The organism is Bacteroides sp. AF25-5LB (assembly GCF_003602965.1).
GTDB lineage: Bacteria > Bacteroidota > Bacteroidia > Bacteroidales > Bacteroidaceae > Bacteroides > Bacteroides uniformis.
Window position 1 is genome coordinate 363,433 of record NZ_QTMC01000002.1, and the last position, 20,301, is coordinate 383,733.

The following is a 20,301-nucleotide window of genomic DNA, read 5'->3' on the forward strand; positions in this document are numbered from 1 at the left end:
TGATATGTACGCAAGGCACATTTGGGGCCAACAAGCAAAAGAATTATGATAGAATACATCAGAGGCGGAATTGCCGAACTAAGTCCGGCAACCGCAATAATAGACTGCAACGGACTGGGATACGGCGTCAATATTTCATTGAATACGTATGCCGCCATCCAGGGCAAGAAAGAATGCAAACTATATATATATGAAGCTATCCGTGAAGACGCCTATGTCCTCTACGGGTTCGCTGACAAGCAGGAACGCGAACTATTCCTGTTGCTCATCTCCGTTTCAGGCATCGGCGGAAATACAGCTCGCATGATTCTCTCGGCACTCTCGCCATCCGAACTGATAAATGTCATCAGCACGGAAAACGCCACTCTACTGAAAACAGTCAAGGGTATCGGGCTGAAAACAGCCCAACGGATAATTGTGGATTTAAAAGACAAAATCAAGACCGGCAGCGTTGTAGCCGGCAACGCAGGGACCATAGGTACACTGGTATCGGCAGCCAACGCACAAGTACAAGAAGAAGCCGTAGCCGCCCTTACCATGCTGGGCTTTGCACAAGCCCCCTCACAAAAAGTAGTGCTTGCCATTTTGAAGGAAGAACCAAGCGCACCGGTGGAACAAGTCATCAAATTGGCATTAAAAAGACTATAATATTTATCTAAAACAAACAAATCATGACAACAATCAACATGCAATATTGGTTGGGGGCCAATGAACGCACCCACGTACTGCCAACGGACAAATGGTACCTCGACTTTGCCACAAGCATCCTGCCCCTCGTCAAGACCTCTCCCTTGTTCAACAAGGAAGACCTGCGTACCCAAATTGACGCAGCCATCTCCCTCGGCATGTACTTTCAAGATGCCATTGCCCAAAGCGGAGGCTGGAAACTTTTCTCCGAAGCCTTTCAAGGAGTATACGGAACTTACCTGCCGTTCTATCCACTGGGTGACGATTATACGCCCGATGAAATAAATCAGGAAGACATTGCATTCGTACTGTGGACATTGAAATCACAATTTAGTATTTTTGACAAGGAATACACCTTGTTCAGTCCTTATGACAAAGACCTGCTTGCATTAAGCCAAAGCGCCTATGAACTGATGGATGCACGTTTCGAAGAAGCTCCCATCAGCGAGGGAGAATCTTCCTTCCTTTGGGTAATGGGACTTGATTTACTGGATATGCCCATTACTCCGCTGCCGGAAGTCACTCCGGAAACCAAACTGAGCAAAGATGCCGCCCGCTGTCTGGAATACAGCCAGGGGAAACCGCTGCTATACTTCACCGATTACAAGGAGCTTTGCACTTTCTTTGTCGATGTCTTGGGATGGGAAAACAAACGGTCCGCATTATTGCCCGACCTGGAATACCAAAAAGAGTTCGTGATTTATGCCAACGCCAAAGGTATGCTCGTAGCCCACAACGTGGCCGCCTATTTCTGTGAAGAACATAACCCGATGTACGATGCCAAACGCGCTGCTGCAGAGGGTTACAAGATGTTCTGCCAACCCGGAGAGTGTCCGTTCGACCTGCTGAAATACGGAATGACCAAAGGAATTCTACCCGATGTGGAACTTCCCTTCTTGAAAGGAAAAGAAACACTGCATCAATATTGGGACTTTATAGCCCGCTACTACTTATGTGAATATTATGAAGGCGAGTAACCATTCCGGCATAAAGCCCAAACGGAGCAACAAGGCCAAGCCAACCGGAAAACGGATTGGTAAATCCAAACCTTCGAAAGCGAATAATCAGCTTAACAGAAGGGTAAAATAATTGAAAATGGATAATGGAAAAATAAACAGTGCAGCGTATTTATTGAAACCGCATGGCAATTTTCCATTATCCATTATCAATTTTCAAAGTTCCACAATCTCTTCCTTACACAACGTCAGTTTCTCCACTCCTTCCGCTGTTACAACCCAAGAGTTTTCGATACCGACGGGACCAATGCCTGGCAAAACAATCTTCGGTTCCAAAGCAAAGACCATGCCCGGTTCCAGCTCCTGCTTCATGCGTGGAGCCAGCACCGGCATTTCATTGATTTCCAGTCCGATGCCATGACCGATAAACTTGGCTTTTTGAGTGGCTCCCATAAAGTTGTCGGCAAAGCCCGCTTTGGTGACAATATCGATAGCGAGATTGTAAAGGTCCTCACAAACAGCACCCGGTTTCGCTTTTTCTACAACAGCCTCTTGTATGTCCAGGCAAACCTGATGGGCAACATATGCCTTTTCCGGCAACTTTCCGATAGAGAATACACGGCTCATGTCTCCCATATAGCCATAGAAGTTACCCCCCATATCGACCATAAAGCTCTGGCCGGGCTGCAACAGTGCACCGTTCACACTGATAGGCAGTGACGGATCAAGTCCCTCGCCTCCCAGAGCAAAATCATAGGGGGCAGGCGCAGTAGCATTATCTCCTGCCAGCAGACTTCCCATAAAAATCTCCATACTTTGTCCGAAGGTACGGAAAATACCCAGACAACCTTCCAAACGCATCAGGCGCTCTATTTCGATGGATAACTGGCGGTCTGTCATTCCTGGTCTATAAACCGAGGGTATTTGTTCGTAAGCTTTAGCATGTGCAATGCCGGAACGGCGGAACATCTCAATCTCTATTTCAGTCTTGACACTTCGGGCCTTCCGGATAAGTGCCGTACCACAAGGAAGCACCTCCGTTTCAGGGAAACACGCAGCCAAACGGTTATATTCCGTAAAAGACAACTCATCCCCCTCCAGCATCAACCTCGCAGGTATGGGCAAACCACATTCCTTTAGTAAGTCAGGCAGTTGTTCCGGTTTACGGATAGGATGAATATGTTCCCCTTCAATATTGTTGGGACGTTTGATGAATAAACGAGCGGGAGCATTCAACGGCAGATACAAGTAACCGCTGACGACACGTCCGTACGTATAGATTAAATTTACATTGCAAGCGATAAGAGCGGCATCAATCTCTTGTTGAGCCATGAGAGAGCGTATTTTATCACGTCTCAGTTTCAATTCAGGTAGTAACATCTCTTTGTCATTTATGGTTTCTCGGATACAAAGATACAACTTTTTTAATTGAGAATAAAAAAGTACTGCCCCATACCTTCACAGGCGTAGGGCAGCACAAACCACAAATACAAATACAACTAAACAAAGTTTCTCTCTTAGATAATTCCCTGACCCATCATGGCATGAGCCACCTTCATGAAGCCGGCGATATTCGCTCCCTTCACGTAGTTGATGTAGCCATCAGGTTCTGTCCCATATTTTACGCATTGAGCATGAATTCCGTGCATGATGGCGTGGAGTTTTTCATCCACTTCGGCTGCACTCCAGCTGAGGTGCATGGCGTTCTGCGACATTTCCAGTCCGCTGGTAGCCACACCACCTGCATTGACAGCCTTACCCGGTGCATACATAATCTTATTTTCAATAAAAAGGTCGATAGCTTCGGGCGTACATCCCATATTGGAGATTTCGCCTACACATGTCACCTTGTTGTCAATGAGGTGTTGTGCATCTTCGCCGTTCAGCTCGTTCTGGGTAGCGCAAGGCAGAGCGATGTCCGCTTTCACTTCCCACGGGCGTTTGCCTGCTACGAAAGTAGAGCCGGGGAATTCGTCGGCATACGGTGCTACGATATCGTTGCCCGATGACCGGAGTTCCAGCATATAATCTATCTTTTCGCCACTGATACCGTTCGGGTCGTAGATGTAACCGTCGGGACCGGAGATGGTAACCACCTTGGCACCCAATTCGGTAGCCTTGGTAGCAGCACCCCAAGCCACATTTCCAAAACCGGAGATAGCCACGGTCTTGCCCTTGATGTCAATGCCTTTTGTTTGTAACATTTGGTTTACGAAATACAAGCCGCCGAATCCTGTTGCTTCGGGACGAATCAGCGAACCGCCAAATTCCAATCCTTTACCGGTAAATGTGCCCGTAAATTCGCGAGTCAACTTCTTATACATACCGAACATATAGCCCACTTCGCGACCGCCTACACCGATATCACCGGCAGGAACATCCATATCCGGACCGAGGTGACGCCACAATTCCAGCATGAAGGCCTGACAGAAACGCATGATTTCAGCATCGCTCTTTCCGCGCGGAGAGAAGTCGGAACCACCCTTACCACCGCCCATAGGCAATGTAGTCAAAGCATTCTTGAAAGTCTGCTCAAATCCCAGGAATTTGAGGATAGAAAGATTTACGGAAGCATGGAAACGAATACCGCCTTTGTACGGGCCAATGGCATTGTTGAACTGCACACGATAGCCGAGGTTCGTCTGAACTTCACCCTTATCATCCACCCACGTTACACGGAAAGTAAAGATACGGTCAGGTTCAACCAGACGTTCTATAATTTTCGCTTTCTCGAACTCAGGATGTTGGTTATAGATATCTTCGATGGAAAGAAGAACTTCCTTTACGGCTTGAAGATACTCAGACTCGCCGGGGTGCTTTGCCTCTAAAGAGGCCATGATACGTTCGATATTCATAATATTACGTTTTAAAGGTTATTACCTTGTTGACTTCACGCTATTCAAACAAAATGTCAATGAATAACACCGCAAATATAAGAAAACTTTTCAAAACAGCTAAATTTTACGGTTATATTTTGATTAAAGAATGATAAAATGTCAAATCCCCGGCATTCTCTATTCATACCTAAATGGTCTATTCTTTTCCTATTCTGTCAACAATTCGCCATAACGGCATAAATATAGAAAAAATTATAATAAAGAAAATAAGAAATGACGAATAATTTACGAAAAAAGACACAATCCTCACGGACTATGCCTTTCCAATTGCTAACTTTAATTCTTAAATGCTTGTATTAAATCCGCAACATAATAATTACTATGTACGGACAAGCTTCATAATTTCTTCAATCCTTTTACCTCTTCTTTTGTTGCTTCTCGAACACTGATAGCCACCCCTCCACTACTTGCCAGAGGTTGACGCAGCACACTCTTTGACGTTACTATGCCACGACGGATGTCATAGCTCTGCGGATTATCTTTCCAGTCTGCATCCCGACCATCTGCATAAACGGTAACAATATATTTCCTTCCTTCGGGTAAGAAAGAGAAAGGAATAGTTGCCGTACGAGGATGTTCGTCGGTAATAGCACCTACATACCACTCTTGTTTTCCTTTGGCTTGACGAGCCACTGTGATATAATCACCCGGTTCGGCTTCCAGATACCAAGAATTGCTCCAATCCACCGCTACATCCTTAATAAATTGAAACGCATCGGGAAAACGGCGATAATTATCCGGCAGGTCTGCTGCCATCTGTAACGGAGAGGGCATCGTTACATATAGAGCCAATTGTTTTACCAATGTAGTACCCGCCTGACCTTTAGGTTTCGAACCATTATAATACGAAAGTTTTGTCTGGAAAATACCAGGAGTGTAATCCATCGGACCACCCTTCAACCGAGTAAACGGCAAGATACAAGTATGATCCGGATCATTGCCCCCCATAGATTCAAACTCACCACCACGGGCAGATTCTTGCGCTACCCAGTTGGGCCAGGTACGGCACAAGCCGGTGGGACGAACAGCCTCGTGACTATCTACCATAATCTTATAATCAGCAGCACGCTTCACCACATGTATATAATGATTGTTCATCCATTGTGAGGAATGATATTCACTACGGGGAATGATTGAGCCCACATATCCGGTCTTTACAGAATTATAGCCATTATCTACCATAAATTGAAAGGCTACATCCAGCTGCCGCTCATAGTCGGCAGCATTAGCAGCCGTCTCATGATGCATGATAATCTTTACTCCCTTTGATTTGGCATAGGCATGTAGTACCGCAACATCAAAGTCCGGATAAGGTTTGTCAAAAAGGAACTGACGATCCTTACGATAGGATGCCCAATCTTCCCAACCTTCATTCCAGCCCTCAACCAATACCGCATCAATACCATTCTCCGCCGCAAAGTCTATGTACTCTTTCACATGTTCAGTATTGGCCGGATGATGTCCATTAGGAGTTAACTTTGAATAGTCGGTTATGCCGGGTTTAGCCTTATAATAGTCGCTATATGCCCATGTACCTCCTCCACCAGTAAACATCTCCCACCAGACACCGATAAATTTCTGTGGCTTAATCCAAGAAGTATCTTCCAGCTTACAAGGTTCATTCAGATTAAGAATCAACTGAGAAGCAAGGATGCTACGTGCATCGTCACTAACCATAATTGTACGCCACGGGGTATGCAACGGTAATTGCAGATATCCTTTCTTTCCTAATTTATCGGGAGTAAGATGAGCAGAAAAGTTAAACTCTTTATCATCCACATTCAGCAACATGGCAGAATAATCTACCAAGGCAGCTTCATGAATATTGATATAAAGTCCTTCGGTAGTCTTTATCATAAGGGGTGTTTGTACTGTGAATGAAGTCGCTTTAGCTTCATATCCTTTTTTACGTAGATTACGTTCCATAGCTTCGCGCACTTCGGAAATGGCCGCAGTAGTATAGGCAAACTCATTCGTATCATAATCACCGGGAATGCAATAGAGTGTATGATTACCGGTCAGATTGAATTCCGTCAGTTCGTCTTTTACCGTCAGATAATTCATGGTTTTCTGCTCCGGCAACTCATAACGGAATCCGAGTCCATCGTCAAACAATCGAAAACGTACAATCATCATACGGTCGTGCTTTGCCGGTTGTGAGAGAGTGACAGTAAGTTCATTGTAATGGTTACGGACTTTTTCATACTCTCCCCATACAGGCATCCAAGTTTCATCAAAAGTAGAATTTGTTGCATCAAGAATCCGGAAGCCATTTGACAAATCCGCTTCTTCCATAAGTATTCCCAAGGCAGAAGGTTCTACAACCGGCTCTCCTTTGTAATATAAGCTATAGACCGGCCCCCCCTCGGAATCAAGCACAACATTGAGTTTCAGATTCCCATTGGGAGATGACAATTCGTGTGCCATCGCCACACAAGCAATTCCCAGAAATACAACTGTTAATAATACATGTTTCATATACATCCGTTATTGTTGATATATAAAATATTGATAAGGTTCCATCGTCATTACTGTAGGCAACTCCACATCCACACCGGCAATCACATCGGTCATGGTCTTGCCAGCATGCTCCATAGGTACTTTCACTTGTACAGACTCATTGGCAGTATTCACCATGACCAACATGCCATGACTGCCTGCTGCCCGATAAAATGAAGCGACATCTCCGGTAGTATAAACTTCCAGTTCACCACCACGTACACTGCTCGTAGCTTTATAGGCTCTGATGATTTCTGCCATCTCTTGCGCAAAGACTTCATTGGACTTCAAGTCTATAACTCCGTAATTGAAAAAGTTAAGTGACCGCGGATAGGCTACTTCCTGCGAACTATAAATAAGAGGTATCCCCTCGAGCATAGTCGTCAATACAAAAGCAGACATGGCACCACGCTCACCGCCATAACATTCTATCGGTGAAGCCTCACTTGCCTGGTCATGATTAGTAGAATAGCGTAACCGTAACGTACCCTTCGGCATTCCCTCCAATTCGGAAGTATTCATAGCATAAAGGTCAGTAAGTGAGCATTTACCGGCATAATAGTCTTTCAGTTTACTATGGAAGTTCCAGCCGTAGAGCAGATTGAAACCATTGTTCATTAAAGACGTTTTTCCGCCTTCGGCAAGCATCAGCAAATTATTGTCAAGTGTACGGAGCTCGGCGATTGCTTTCTTCCAGAAAGCATCTGGTACCCCCTCGGCATAATCACAACGGTATCCATCAATACCAATTTCTGTTACCCAATACTTCATGGCATCAATCATGGCTTGCTGCATGGTTTCGTTGTCAAAATTCAAGTCAGCAACATCCGCCCAAGGCTGTTCTTGAGGTTGTACCACATTGCCATTTGCATCCTGTGTATACCAATCCGGATGCTCAGTCACCCAAGCATTGTCCCACGAAGTATGGTTGGCAACCCAGTCAAGAATCACTTTCATTCCTTTGGCATGGGCAGCATCTACCAGTTCTTTCAAGTCTTTTTTTGTTCCGTAACGTGTATTCAGCTTTTTATAATCCTTTATACAATAAGGTGAATTCACACTTTTCAGTACTCCCGGCTCATTTACAGGCATCAGCCAAAGCACGGTAGTTCCCAGGCTTTGAATACGGTCAAGCTCTGCTTTGATGGCAGAGAACGCATTTTCTTCGGCAAAAATGCGGGGATTTGCCTCATAAATCACCATATCCGAAGCCATGTATTCTTCCTGTGGGACGGGAATCGGTTCCATGTCACTCTGACTATCACTACACCCCATACAAGAATGTAGCATCGTAAAGAGCAGTGTCGCAATTATTACTTTTTTCATATTTCTACTTTTTATCTATACTTATACTCATTGGCGGAACTGATATCTGCAAAAGGAGCATCCAAACTCTCCAGTGATGGGCATTGGCAGAAAAGATACTAAGACTTAATACTAAAAATCCCGGAAGCCAATACTAAAAAACAAAAGAGCTAAGAGATAACTTCTTCCCAAGGCTTGGTTTTTCTATCCCAAGACTTGGGATAGAAAAACCAAGCCTTGGGACATATATCCGCAAGATTGAAAAGAGATATCCTATCCCCAATCTCATTCCACCAATAGGTCATTTAACATCTTCATTACTATACAAAACTCATTTCAAGAAATTATTCTGATTAGAAACAAAAGCCGCTTCAGATTCCGGTTCAGAGTCTCCGTCCGGATTGTTAGGGTCAATCTCCTCACCAGCTATGTCCGTAATACGGAAATAATAATCTCGATCAAGCGTCACTGCTGCGAGGTCAAATTGTGAGCCTCCATTGTTATTATTCATTATCAGATTGTAAGTCAATCCCTTATTTGCTTCACCTGTATCGTAATAATTATACGTGACACCTTTTATCTCAACACTACCGGTTGGTAATATTCCTGGCCAACTGCCAAAGAGTTCCGGTATATCATTTCCCCACGCATATATGGTTGTTTCTGCCCATCCGGACTGGTCTTCAATAAATATGGCATAACCATCATGGATAACCACTGCATCCGGATCTATTTCCGTCCAACCGCTTTCTGTGATTTCCAAATATATGTCACGGTCAAGAGTAAAGTTCTGTGGTCCATCAAATTGTGAACCTACTCCATTATCGTTAAATATCAAATTGTAAACCAATCCCTTATTTGCTTCACCTGTATCGAAGTATTTATAGGTAATTCCTTTTATCTCAACGCTACCAGTAGGTGAAATACCGGGCCAACCTCCAAAAAGTTCCGGCAAATCATTTCCCCACGCATAAAGTGTCAGTGCATCCCAACCTGTATTGTCCATCACGAACACAGCATAACCGTCATGAATCACTTCACTTGGGTCTTCCGGCTCCTCAAAATAAGCATTCCAGCGGGTTACCGTTATATCAGTGCGAGTACCTACCTTAGCCGAAATTTGATGTAAAGCATCCCCATTCTGCAAAGTACGCTCTATACCTTGTGTCTTAGAAACGAAATAAAAGCCATCGGCAAGTGTCTTTCCATTAACAAAATCTTCCGGATAGAGGTATATGCCCCATTTAACATCATTGTTTGCAGCTTTCTCCATCTGCCACTTAAGGTCTCCGGAAGCAGCATCCTGACCTCCATTGAAATCGCCTGCAATATAAATTATTTCATCGGCACCAGTTCCTTGGGGCATAATCACCTCCAGCAAGATAGCATCGCTACGAAGTTCAAATTGCGGCAACTCATGGTCAAACACAATTTCCTCCTTGTCACAACTACTGATGAAAGCTACAAAAAGCAACAAAAGCCATAGCGGATTACATATATATTTTTTCATTGTTACTATTATTATAGGATGATTAATAATTAGGATTCTGTACCAGTCCCGGATTTACCATAAGGGCAGACTGGGGCAAGGGATACCACTCGTATTTGCGGTCACGTTTAGCCGGATAGCTTAAACCGTCGTCCGTGGCACGGCCAAAGAACCACCATTGCCCTTGCGTAAACTTATCGAAACGACGCAAGTCTGTACGACGACGACGCCCCTCTCCCAAGAATTCAAGTCCCCATTCACTCAACATCCAATCCATATCAAAGGATGTAAAACCAGGACCGGGCTGCTCGAGAGCCGATTTATCTGTAAAATAGCGTGTTTTAACTCTATATACCAGTTCTTTAGCACCTTCCGTATCACCTGCACGCATTTTACATTCAGCAAGAGTATAGACCACTTCACTCAAACGGAATTCCACCTCATCGATGTTTTGGAAATCAATGCCTGCACTCTCCGGATAAACCGGATATCTTACCAAACGGACACCTGAATTCGTTTCACCCCAGCGAGGTGACATGACAGTCTCCAGATTACGTCCTAAATTAAGGAATGTACCCACCTGATCCACATAAACCAAATCCTGACCGTCACGGTCGGCATCTGCTTTCAAAGCCGCACCCTTACCATAGTTGGCTTTAATAGCCCCTTTCAAAAAAATGCCTTGATAGTTTCCTGTTGTTTCATTATACACATAGTTCTGCTTACGGATATCTTTATCGTGGAAACGTTCATAAACTGCTCCTAACTTATCACCGTAGTCAGTAAGAAAGCTCTTAGGATTGTCAGTACCACCATACGGCTGTACATTTCCAGAATTATCCCATGAAGGTGCCAAGCATACACAATTCCATCCGCTCTGGCTGTATGTACCTCCAAAGTAATCCCAACAATTGTAAGGCATGAAAGGCATGTTACGCATCCAACCGGTATTGACCTGACCGACTTCCATCGCCAATGCCATTACAACTTCCGGACATTCTACATTGTTTATCGAATAAATATCGCGATAGTCATCGGTAATGCTGTAAGTACCATAATCGCCATTCAGAATTTTTTGGCAAAGAGTGGCACACTCATTATAACTGTTTTGTTTGATAAACACCTCAGAATTCAGCAACAAGCGCATCTTAATCATACGATTGGCAGCTTGGTTCATGCGGTTGCGAGTCTTTCCAGAACCATCTTCTTTCATAAGATCTGTAACTGACTCATCTAATTCCTGACTGATAAAATCGTAGATAATCTTGCACCCCTTATCAAAATCAGTATCTGCAGAACCAGGGATTTCCGCACCCGAAGAAATGTTCAAGGGAAGTGCTCCACCCCAAATCTCAAAGATATTGTAGTATGCCCAAGCACGCAGGGTACGTACTTCGGCAATATAACTATTCAAAGCATCCTCAGTCATGCGTATAGATGCGGGGCTGATTGCCTGCAAATCTGTAATAAGCGTATTGCAAAGCCCAATAGTGGTCCACGCATTCTCCCAAGTTTGGCGAATAATGGTTGATTCTGACGTCCAGGTATGTGAAGACAAAGCAAACTTCAATGCCTCATCCCATCCCCAAAGTCCACCGTTCCAACTGCGCCATGCCACCTGGTCGGCAGAAAACTCCTGCAAATACCAGAAGTATTCCAAATAACTATATGCAGCTTTCGAATAGATGGCTGCCACTGCCCCCTGAACACTCGTCTCATCTTGATAATAAATTCCGGCATCCACACGATCGAACACTTCCTCGTCCAAATTAGTACAAGAGAAAAGTGAACATGACATAATCATCGCCAATAACCAACGACATTTTATATATTTCATATCTTTCATATTTTTAATAATTTGTTTCTCATTTATTTGAAGCGAAGAGTCACACCTAAACTCAATTGAGTTGCTGTAGGATAAGCACTATTACTATCTACTCCCGGCTGGATACCATTCACGTCTATAATTGAAGGGTCATTACCAGAATATCCGGTCAAGGTAAACAGATTCTTGGCAGACAGATATATGCGCATATTATCCAGTAACTTACGGTTCTTAGGAGTAAAATTATATCCCAAGGTTACATTTTCCAGTTTTATGAAGCTACCATCCTCCAGGAAATAGGAAGATATTACTCCACCACCGGTACGGATATTCTTATCTTCCAGATACGCAGAGCGAAGAACATTATCTGTACCACATCCCTGAAGCCCCATACCATATTTACGCATATTGAATACATCAAAACCGAATGTACCGCGGAAGAATACACTCAAATCAAAATTTCTCCAAGTCAGGTTGTTACTCCAAGACAAGAAGTGCTTGGGAGCACCATTGCCAATATAACGTTTATACTTGGCATCAGCCTGAGAAATCGGTATTTGCTCATCTTTATCATTCAAAATAAGCATATTGCCATTTTCGTCAACACCTGCATATTCATAACCGTAGAACTGCCCTATCTCTCCCCCTTCCTGCACACGGAAGAAATATTCGCTGGAACCAGTACCCGGTTTTAAGTAAAGGTCGAGATAAGATGCCTTGTAAATATCGTTAGAAAGTTTGGTCAACTTAGTCTTCCCATAAGAATAATTGATTCCGCTCGTCCACTTCACTGCTGTTTTAGTAAGGATATCACCATCCAAAGATACTTCTATACCGGTATTTTTCGTTGTTCCAACGTTAACCAAAATAGTGGAATAGACAAAAGGCGGTTGAGGTGCCGTGTACGTATAAAGCAAGTCTTTAGAACTACGGTCAAAATACTCCACTGAACCACGTAAACGATTCCATAGAACAAAATCAACACCCAGATTAATCGCAACGCTCTTTTCCCAAGCCAAATCCGGATTAGCATTACTAGAGGGAGCATAGCCCGTTACCCAACGCCCGTCAAAGAGATAACTACCATTGGTATTGTAAGTAGAAAGTGATTTATAAGCATCAAAATCCGAACGACCGGTAATTCCGAAAGAAACACGCGGTTTCAAACTGGTCAACACTTTCCGGGTATTCTTCATAAAGCCCATCTCCATCATTTCCCAAGCCAAAGAAGCTGCTGGGAAGTACCCCCACTTTTGGTTAGCACCAAATTTGGAAGAGCCTTCATAGCGCAACGAAGCCGATGCAAAAAGCATATCCTTCCAATTATAGTTCAACCGACCAAAGAAGCCAATAAGTGTCGATTCAGAGCGACCGCTATATAAACTTGCCAAACCATCCTTCAGATAAGAGCCACTGCCCAAATCCCAATATTTCGTATTATCAAAAGAGAAGTCGTTGTTACTACCACCAATCTGTTCCCAGATAGACTTCTCATAAGTATAGCCCACTACAGCCTTAATATTGTGGTCGCCCAAGTTCAGTGCATAATTTCCCAACCACTCCAATCGATTGGTGTACCATTTCTGATACTTCATTTCCGCACGTCCTTTATAACCATTCCAATAGGACTCCGAACCGGCAGACGAAGCATAATATTGTTGCTTCATGTCATTGTAATGCAATGAGTAACTTAATGTTGTATTCAACAAATGCTTTTCTGTCTGCAAAATATTCAGTTTAGCCTCAGCCGTACCCAACAAATACATACGCTGGCCGTTGTTATCTCTCAAAGCAAGCTCCGCAACCGGATTGGTTGCACCCGTAGGAGAAGTAGGCTGATAATACGAACCGTCTGCATTATATACCGGCATTGTAGGATTCATTGTGAGTGCCCTATCGAAGAAACCATCATTTCCCCAGGTTTCATTTACACGACGTGCACTCAACGAACCGTTGAATTGTAAGCGATTCTCCAGTACACGCTGTTCCATAGAAAAACGACCTCCAAATTCTTCACGACCACTCACGATGTCAAGTCCATTGGCACTTTTGTAATTGAAGGAAGCACCATAGAAACCATTCTTTGTGCTACCATCAATAGATATATATTGGTTTGTGTCGTATGCTACATCACGAGTAATCAGTCCATACCAGTCAGTGTCGGCTCCATAGTCTGTACCTCGTCTCGAACGACGGAATTCATCAGCCGACAGAATATCCGGAGAGGGCTTGGCTACATTAAAAGCGATGTAACTGTCATATGTGACTACCGTTTTTCCAGCTTCACCCGAGCCACGTTTCGTTGTAACTAAAATCACACCATTAGCACCTCGCGTTCCGTAAATAGCAGCTGAACCCGCATCTTTCAATACCGTAATAGATTCAATATCCTGTGCAGCGATGTTACGGATATCGCCACCTGCCACACCATCTATGACAATCAAAGGACTATTACTTGCAGAAACAGATGTTGCACCACGTACTTGTAATGAAGAACTGGAGTTAGGATTGGCAGCTGCCTGCGTATTGACATTCAAGCCCGCGACTTTTCCCGATACCATTTCCATCGGGTTATTCATAGCCCCCAAATTAAAATTTTTCTTATCCACTTGTACAATGGAACTGGAAACTTCTTTTTTACTCAATGAACCGTAACCCACTACTACAACTTCTTCCAACACCTGCTGGTCATCATGCAAGACAACATCAATCTTGTTTCTACCGGATACGTTCAGTTCCTGCGTTTGGTAACCTACATAAGAAAAAATAAGTATTGCATCAGGATTGACATTCAATAACACATAGTTACCGTCAATGTCAGTTATCACCCCCGAAGTTGTACCCTTTACCAATACACTTGCACCGATAAGACCTTCACCCGTTGCATCGGTCACCTTTCCTTGTACCTGAAGTTGTTGCGCAACAGCAACACCAGTCATCATAAGAAAACCCAGTAAAAGGATCATGCGCTTTTTAAGGCATCTCTTTAGACTTTTCTTTTTCATCTTATTAGAAATTAGTTAAACAATAAATAGATTGATGCAAATGTATTATCAAAACAAACGCACGATTTGGGCTGAGATAAAAATCTAAAGTCCTGCAACAGGCAATCAACTATAATACAACGCATTACAAAAATGCTATTGCTACTAATTTCTAAATCATTTCTAAACTTTTTAAGGCAGAAGAAAGCCTCAAAAGGAGGATAAAATCAAAAAGAAGTTATTTTCATCACTCGTTCTTCAAAGTCCTCTTTACAAAGAGACTTGTTTTTTAGCTTGGAACGATAAGTATAGATGGTAGTTATGGAATAACGCAAAAATTCTGCAATACGCGCACTGTCTGTAATACCTAAACGAATCAGTGCAAATATGCGCAGTTCGGTAACAAGCAATTCTTCATTTTTAGGATGCAATTGTTCTTCAACTGGCAACAAACGATTAAATTCTTCTACAAAGTTAGGGAATATCTTAAGAAAAGATACATCGAAATTGTGATAGAACTCTTTCAACTCTTGATTTATGAAACGGTCGGACTTCAATGTACGATATAACTCCTCAAGTTTACCGGCAGCAGCCTGCTTGTTCAATATGCGGCGATATTCTTCCATCTTACTTATATAAGAGGAACTTAAACTGAGGAAACGTCCCAAATACTCTTCCTTAATATGATTGGCTTCCGTAAGAGTCTGATTAGTATGCAATAATCGTTCATTAGCCTCATGTTGAGACTTGTTCAGCTTCTTCAATTCACTATTCAATATACTCAATTGGGAATTGGCAGCAACAACTTTTTTACGGGCATAAGACAATTTTTTCATTTGCCATAGCACACACAGTACTGTCAATAGAAGGAAAACAGAAAGGATACATATGCCTGTAATAAACATTCTCTGCCGCTGTTGCTGTATTTCCTTTTCTTGCTGATAAGCACGATCTATGAGCGGAAGCATCTTGGAATTCTGCGAACTACGCAACCGAGTAGTATAATAATTAGCATCTTCCATACTAATCTTGATATAGTGATTAGCACGTTCCAAATCGCCCATTCCATAAAGTAATTCCGCTAATGCGCACAAAGAATAATTTTCTTTCACCACTGCCCTAATGTCAGCAATGGCACTGCTAATACGTGCTTCCATTTCTTTCTGCTTGTTCCCCACGACATGATAAGCAAAAGCCAGAATTGAAGTAGCTACTGCATACTCACGCGTATTGGATTTCAACCGAGGTAAAAAATTCTTCAATAAACATATAGCCTCCTGACTTTTTCCCTGGTCAATGAGCTGAGGTGCATGCACGACTACATATCTATAAGTATCTTCCGGTACTAGGCTGATTATAGAATCCCTATACAAATTTGCTATCCGAAGATAATTGTTCACGTAGTTCCGATCAGTGGCGTACTCTGCCTGATAGAGATATAGGTTTTCAAAACATACATAATAGTCCACTATATTTTCACCCTCCAACGTGTTACGAGGAAGCGATTTCAGCAATTCCATTGCTTCAACAAAAAGGCCCGAAGTATTTAGAATATGTACTTTATTTAATATAGAACTATTTATCCATTGCCTATTATTTAGCCGTGTGGCAATAAGAATATTTTCATTTATATAATGTAATGCAGAATCACTAATATAAGAATTATATTCGGCAAAAAGACGATTTTGTATCAGATAACGCTCCATGTCAGTAAGCCTCCCTTGCTTCAACTCATCCTTTATCAAAGAAATATACCGTTCTTTTTCTTCCTCGTATTGTCTACGCATCACGATAGTCTTATCCAGAACAGACAAAAGGCTATCTATTGCAGATGCATACATACCAAGCGAACATGGCAACAGCATTATTATTAAAATCAAGATACGCATCATAGGTTAACATTGTGACATAACTTCGCAAAGTTACAATTTTCTTCTGTTATGAAAATACGATTTTAGTATTTTCTTTGGCATTATAAGTCGTACATCATAGGGATTATACATCTACCGAAATTCATATTTCCTCTACTTCGGATAGCTTTTAAAGCTTTTATGGCAGTTTTCAAACCTCCTTCTGCCTAATAATGGCTAACATTGCAACCGAAACCAAAGGTTGACATCAACATGAGAAAGACATTATTATTTTTATACCTTTTATCTCTCGGCAGTATTGCCGCATACGGTCAGACACGTCTGACCCAAGACCCCAAACTGGAACGACAACTCCACGAAAGCGGACTGATACATCAACCCCTCCCCCTGGATATTGAAAACTCTTTCGAAACCAACGGATGGAAAAAGGAGGTCTTGCAAAGCGCTCCTCTCACCCGCTCGGCAGGTACAGAGGGATGGAGTCATTCCGGCGCAGGAAGCATGTCCTTCAGTACGGAAAAGACCGTTTCCGGCAAAGGCAGCATCAAACTGCAATTCCCCACATTCACCGGGAAAAGGGCGACCGGCTCTCCTTCCGACCCAGACTATGCCACCTACGGAAACAGCAGTGTTACCTATCATCTGGACGGCGCCAATCTGGAGAAGTACAACCGCATCGTATTCTCCATCTATCCCGATTGCGACGGCGCGCGCATCGTCAACATGAACCTCACGTTTCGCAATGCAGATACTCCTGCCAAGAAAGGATATAATCAGCCTTCGGGTTCACACCTCATTAACTTTATTAATAAGGAGTGGAACCAATGCTTCCTCGAAATAGACGAGTATCAGCGCGACAAGGTGATATCCATCACCTTCAGCACAGCCCTCAAAGGCAAAGACCGGACTACAGGAGATTCAGCTATCTACTACCTGGACAATCTACAACTGCAAACGGTGAAAGCCCCTGAGAAAGTCAGCGGATGGATACCTGCCGATGGAAAAATCTCCTACTCGACAACCGGCTATGCCGTCAACCACCCCAAAACCGCCCTCATCAACACAAACCTCACCATAGACGCCGGAAAGCGCTTCCAACTGCTTACCCCAACCGGAGAAATAGCTTACGAAGGAGACATCCGAAAAGAGAAAACCACTCTCGGAGAATTTGGCCTTATTGATTTCACCTCCTTCAATAATCCCGGAGAGTATCAGCTGAAGGTCGGAACATCGCTAACTCCCACCTTCCGGATTAGAGAAAGACTTTGGGAAGATTCACAATGGAAAGTGCTGAACTTCATCTTCTGCCAGCGCTGTGGACATCCGGTTCCCGGCAAGCATTCCACCTGCCACGTAGACCTCATGTCCCGACATGACGGACGCAGCATCTCCTACTCCGGCGGATGGCACGATGCAGGAGACTTGTCCCAGCAAACCTTGCAGACGGGAGACGTGACCTTTGCTCTGCTCGAAGCCTATAATAAACAAAGAAATATCAACCCAGCCCTCGCCGCCCGCCTGCGTGAAGAGGCGGAATGGGGAGTAGAGTTCATCCTAAAGAACCGCTACGGCGATGGTTACCGCGCCAGCAGCATGGGATTGCTTATCTGGCAAGACGGTGTGTTCAATACATTGGACGACATATCTTCCGTACGTGTACAGAACATGGCATTTGACAACTTTCTCTATGCCGGATACGAAGCTTACGCCTCCATGACGCTGGACAACGACCCGATGCTGCAGGAATACCTATTGCGCGTGGCCGAAGAAGATTTCGCTTTTGCTATGGAGAAGTTCAAAAAAGATGGCTTCGACCAGTTCGTCCAGCCTTACGAACACAGTTACAACACTTCGAAAAGTCAGTATATGGCTACCATCTCCTGGTCGGCAAGCCAATTATACAAGCTGACCGGAAAACCTTCTTATGCGGACATCGCCGCCGAATACATCCGCTACACCCTCGACTGCCAGCGCACGGAACCGCTGAAAGACAAAGACGGGACACGCGGATTCTTCTACCGGGACAAATCCCGCAAATCCATCGTACATTACATACACCAGTCGCGCGAGCAGGTCTATATGCAGGCTATGGTGATGCTTTGCGAAACCCAGAAGGAGCACCCCGATTACCCTAAATGGGTGAATTCCATACAACTATATGGAGACTATCTGAAAGGAATGATGAAGTATACCCATCCCTACGGTATGATTCCAAGCGGTGTTTACCATGCAGAGGAATATAAGGATACCACCAACTTCTACGCCCTCCATCTGTTTCCCCCTGCCAATGCCAAGGAACTGTACACGGAACAGATTAAACGAGGAGTACAACTGGACAAAGAGCACTACATGAAACGTTTCCCCGTGTGGTTCAACATTTTCAACGGCAATACCGCCATCCATCTTTCCAACGGAAAGTCCGCCGCCATCTGCGGAAACTTCCTGAAGGACAAGGAACTGCTCAACATCGGTCTGGAACAGTTGTACTGGACCGTAGGCAAGAATCCTTTCGGACAATCCTTGATTTATGGAGAAGGACACAACTATCCGCAACTGAATACCTTCTCTTCGGGAGAAATGACAGGAGAGATGCCCGTTGGTATCCGTACCCTGGGTAACGACGATGTCCCCTATTGGCCGCAAACCAACAATGCCTGTTATAAAGAGGTATGGATTACCTCGGCAGGCAAATGGCTGTCTCTGATTGCGGAATATTAGATAATGGAGAATTAATAACTTATAAATTATAAATTACAAATTATGAAACATCTGTTTATTTTATTGTTTACGGCTTGCACCCTGCTGACGTACGCACAAGTCCCCGAAGGTTATCCGGCAAACTATGCCAAAGCTCCTCGCTTCAAGGCCTTGATTTATTACACGCAACATGCGGAAGAAGCACACGTACAATTTGCAGAACAAGCAACCACTTTCTTCAAGAAGCTCAATTACGGTGACGGCTTTGTTCTGGATATTACTACCGATTTTTCAAAATACCCATACGAGAAACTGAAAGAATACAATGTCATTATCATGCTTAACACATCCCCCAACACCAAGGCCGAACGCGATGCTTTTGAGCAATACATGGAAAACGGAGGCGGTTGGGTAGGTTTCCACGCAGCTGCCTACAACGACAAAAACACGCATTGGCCCTGGTTCGTTAAGTTTCTTGGTGGTGGGGTGTTCTATTGCAACAACTGGCCTCCCCAGCCGGTATTGGTCGAAGTCGACAACGAAGAACATCCCGTTACCAAGAATCTGCCTGCATCATTCGTGGCTCCCGCCAGCGAATGGTACCAATGGACTCCCAGCCCCCGCCAGAACAAGGACGTAGAGGTACTCTTGTCCCTATCTCCCAAGAACTATCCACTGGGTATCAAGGATGTAGTGAATTTTGGCGACTTCCCCATCGTATGGTCCAACAAGAATTACAGAATGATTTACCTGAATATGGGGCATGGTGACGAAGAGTTTATCGACGGTACACAGAACCTGCTATTGGTTAATGCTTTCCGCTGGGTAGTGAGCAAAGACAAGAACGGTGACCCGTTCCTCAAATGAGATGTTCCCTATATAACAGCAATCAGAAAAAGGAAATAGGGTATCACTCCTCAAATCTGCTCCAGAATACAGCACCTTTATGCCGAAACAGACACTTTTCGTACGAAAAGTGTCTGTTTCGGCCGTTTTATGCAGATACCCTTGCTGACACCCGACAAGCTGGAATGATAGTTTTTCACTGTATAAACCAAGAGTTTCAAGCCTTGAAACTAATAGTTTTACTT

General features: G+C 43.8%; 12 protein-coding genes. 4 read left to right on the forward strand and 8 right to left on the reverse strand.

The features are described from left to right. Positions 1 to 45 precede the first annotated feature (45 nt). Together ruvA and DWY57_RS03770 are read left to right on the forward strand one after the other, a co-directional pair. Positions 46 to 648, forward strand: coding sequence for a Holliday junction branch migration protein RuvA (gene ruvA / locus DWY57_RS03765; RefSeq protein ID WP_005833022.1), 603 nt, complete (start codon positions 46 to 48; stop codon positions 646 to 648). A 23-nt stretch (positions 649 to 671) separates the two neighbouring features. Next, entirely contained in the window at positions 672 to 1,664 is a 993-nt protein-coding gene (locus tag DWY57_RS03770; RefSeq protein WP_005826997.1) for a DUF3843 family protein, read from the forward strand. A gap of 195 nt (positions 1,665 to 1,859) precedes the next feature. On the opposite strand, the gene DWY57_RS03775 is transcribed toward DWY57_RS03770, so the two are convergent. From DWY57_RS03775 to DWY57_RS03810, 8 genes are all read right to left on the reverse strand, one after another. After that, complete coding sequence (locus DWY57_RS03775; protein ID WP_005827001.1) at positions 1,860 to 3,023, reverse strand: Xaa-Pro peptidase family protein; 1,164 nt, start codon at positions 3,021 to 3,023, stop codon at positions 1,860 to 1,862. Between the two features lie 137 nt (positions 3,024 to 3,160). Further along, on the reverse strand, positions 3,161 to 4,498 hold the full coding sequence (gene gdhA, locus DWY57_RS03780; protein ID WP_008665157.1) for an NADP-specific glutamate dehydrogenase: 1,338 nt from the start codon (positions 4,496 to 4,498) through the stop codon (positions 3,161 to 3,163). A gap of 378 nt (positions 4,499 to 4,876) precedes the next feature. Then, complete coding sequence (locus tag DWY57_RS03785; RefSeq protein ID WP_008665155.1) at positions 4,877 to 7,024, reverse strand: glycoside hydrolase family 97 protein; 2,148 nt, start codon at positions 7,022 to 7,024, stop codon at positions 4,877 to 4,879. 3 nt (positions 7,025 to 7,027) lie between these two features. Next, positions 7,028 to 8,365 (reverse strand): alpha-amylase family glycosyl hydrolase, encoded by a 1,338-nt coding sequence (locus tag DWY57_RS03790; protein ID WP_008665154.1) that lies wholly within the window; start codon positions 8,363 to 8,365, stop codon positions 7,028 to 7,030. A gap of 310 nt (positions 8,366 to 8,675) precedes the next feature. Further along, positions 8,676 to 9,854, reverse strand: a complete 1,179-nt coding sequence (locus DWY57_RS03795) for a hypothetical protein (RefSeq protein WP_117703655.1) — start codon at positions 9,852 to 9,854, stop codon at positions 8,676 to 8,678. A gap of 22 nt (positions 9,855 to 9,876) precedes the next feature. Further along, on the reverse strand, positions 9,877 to 11,670 hold the full coding sequence (locus DWY57_RS03800; protein WP_005833034.1) for a RagB/SusD family nutrient uptake outer membrane protein: 1,794 nt from the start codon (positions 11,668 to 11,670) through the stop codon (positions 9,877 to 9,879). A 32-nt stretch (positions 11,671 to 11,702) separates the two neighbouring features. Beyond that, a complete protein-coding gene (locus DWY57_RS03805; RefSeq protein ID WP_005827017.1) occupies positions 11,703 to 14,663 on the reverse strand; it encodes a SusC/RagA family TonB-linked outer membrane protein in 2,961 nt (986 codons plus the stop codon). A gap of 206 nt (positions 14,664 to 14,869) precedes the next feature. Then, the gene (locus tag DWY57_RS03810; RefSeq protein ID WP_005827019.1) at positions 14,870 to 16,534 is read right to left on the reverse strand and encodes a DUF6377 domain-containing protein; all 1,665 of its coding nucleotides are present in this window, start codon (positions 16,532 to 16,534) and stop codon (positions 14,870 to 14,872) included. 231 nt (positions 16,535 to 16,765) lie between these two features. Here DWY57_RS03810 and DWY57_RS03815 point away from each other — a divergent pair, with 231 nt between their 5' ends. Next, positions 16,766 to 19,231, forward strand: coding sequence for a glycoside hydrolase family 9 protein (locus DWY57_RS03815; RefSeq protein ID WP_119961345.1), 2,466 nt, complete (start codon positions 16,766 to 16,768; stop codon positions 19,229 to 19,231). A gap of 42 nt (positions 19,232 to 19,273) precedes the next feature. Next, the gene (locus tag DWY57_RS03820; RefSeq protein WP_022401156.1) at positions 19,274 to 20,077 is read left to right on the forward strand and encodes a ThuA domain-containing protein; all 804 of its coding nucleotides are present in this window, start codon (positions 19,274 to 19,276) and stop codon (positions 20,075 to 20,077) included. Positions 20,078 to 20,301 lie beyond the last annotated feature (224 nt).

Coding starts and splice junctions, on each gene's coding strand:
- DWY57_RS03785 (WP_008665155.1), bottom strand. CDS start 7,024: ATGTATATGAAACATGTATTATTAACAGTTGTATTTCTGGGAATTGCT.
- DWY57_RS03820 (WP_022401156.1), top strand. CDS start 19,274: ATGAAACATCTGTTTATTTTATTGTTTACGGCTTGCACCCTGCTGACG.
- DWY57_RS03795 (WP_117703655.1), bottom strand. CDS start 9,854: ATGAAAAAATATATATGTAATCCGCTATGGCTTTTGTTGCTTTTTGTA.
- DWY57_RS03790 (WP_008665154.1), bottom strand. CDS start 8,365: ATGAAAAAAGTAATAATTGCGACACTGCTCTTTACGATGCTACATTCT.
- DWY57_RS03805 (WP_005827017.1), bottom strand. CDS start 14,663: ATGAAAAAGAAAAGTCTAAAGAGATGCCTTAAAAAGCGCATGATCCTT.
- ruvA (WP_005833022.1), top strand. CDS start 46: ATGATAGAATACATCAGAGGCGGAATTGCCGAACTAAGTCCGGCAACC.
- DWY57_RS03800 (WP_005833034.1), bottom strand. CDS start 11,670: ATGAAATATATAAAATGTCGTTGGTTATTGGCGATGATTATGTCATGT.
- DWY57_RS03775 (WP_005827001.1), bottom strand. CDS start 3,023: ATGTTACTACCTGAATTGAAACTGAGACGTGATAAAATACGCTCTCTC.
- DWY57_RS03815 (WP_119961345.1), top strand. CDS start 16,766: ATGAGAAAGACATTATTATTTTTATACCTTTTATCTCTCGGCAGTATT.
- DWY57_RS03770 (WP_005826997.1), top strand. CDS start 672: ATGACAACAATCAACATGCAATATTGGTTGGGGGCCAATGAACGCACC.
- DWY57_RS03810 (WP_005827019.1), bottom strand. CDS start 16,534: ATGATGCGTATCTTGATTTTAATAATAATGCTGTTGCCATGTTCGCTT.
- gdhA (WP_008665157.1), bottom strand. CDS start 4,498: ATGAATATCGAACGTATCATGGCCTCTTTAGAGGCAAAGCACCCCGGC.